This window comes from Vibrio sp. 1167 (assembly GCF_033340375.1).
Taxonomy (GTDB): Bacteria; Pseudomonadota; Gammaproteobacteria; order Enterobacterales; family Vibrionaceae; genus Vibrio; species Vibrio alginolyticus.
The window spans coordinates 1-1,155 of record NZ_JAWOWK010000089.1; the positions used below are offsets into that span (position 1 = coordinate 1).

Below are 1,155 nucleotides of genomic sequence, written 5' to 3' on the forward strand. Positions count from 1 at the left end.
GGTGGTCGACACCAATGCAACGTCAGGCCAATGCAACTGCGATGGAAGAAAGTCCACAAAGTAGATATCACCCGATAAAAACTGGTGTCCTATTAAGCCTTCAAGCCCCTTAATGATTGGAGTTAAATTCAACGCAACCAACACACCAACAAGGCTACCGACAAGGCTACCAAACACTCCAGAGAAGACGCCCTGCCAAACGAAAATACGTTTAATCAGACCATCTTTTGCCCCCATCGTACGCAAAATCGCGATCTCTGCTGCGCGGTCCTTCACCGCCATCATCAATGTCGAGACGATATTGAAACACGCCACACCAATCACTAATACCATGACTAAATACATGATCGTGCGTACCAACTGAATGTCACGGTAGAGAAAGCCAAACTGCTGCTGCCAACTCTTCAAATATACGTACACATTCACTAGGTTGCCGACTTCTCGAACGATCGAAGGCGCATCAAGAACATAATCGGTTTTTAGAGAAATTCCAGTTACGCCGTCTCCTAAATGAGCGTATTGCTGCGCATCCGCCAGCGGAACTAAAGCCAATGAATGATCAATTTGGCCGTTCAACGTCAAAAAGCCCGCCACTTTGACGCGCACACGTTTCGGCGCTTGAACTTTATTTGTGCCACCCGTTTGAGGAATCATCAACGTGACGTAGTCACCGACTTGCACCTTCAACTCATTTGCAACCCCTCGACCTAAAATCACTTGTTGTTGGCCTGAGTAAAAGTTTTGCCATGCCTCTGGATCAATAAAGTCAGACATGCTCGACACCGCTTGCTCATACGCAGGATCCACACCACGCACTTCAATCGCCTTTAGTTTACTGCCTTTTTCGGCTAAACCTGTAAAGCGGACGTACGGTGCGGCAGCAACGACATGCTCATGTTGCAGCGCTTGGTTCATCGTCTTGGTGTAGTTCTGCAGTGGCCCGTTAACCCCTTCTAACTCACCATGAGGAATCACGGACAACACACGCGACTGAAGCTCACGCTCAAAACCATTCATCGCCGAAAGGCCAATGATGATCACCGCCACGCCTACTGCAATACCAATGGTTGAAGAAAGAGAAATGAACGACACCATTTTGTTGCGCTTTTTCGCACGGCTAAAGCGTCCACCAATCATCAATGCTAAAGAAGAGAA

General features: G+C 47.9%; 1 protein-coding gene. It reads right to left on the bottom strand.

Translation table 11 applies throughout. From position 1 onward, the window contains the following. A partial coding sequence (gene lolE, locus R7Z78_RS24580; protein ID WP_212733949.1) for a lipoprotein-releasing ABC transporter permease subunit LolE occupies positions 1–1,155 on the bottom strand: 1,155 nt, incomplete at both ends.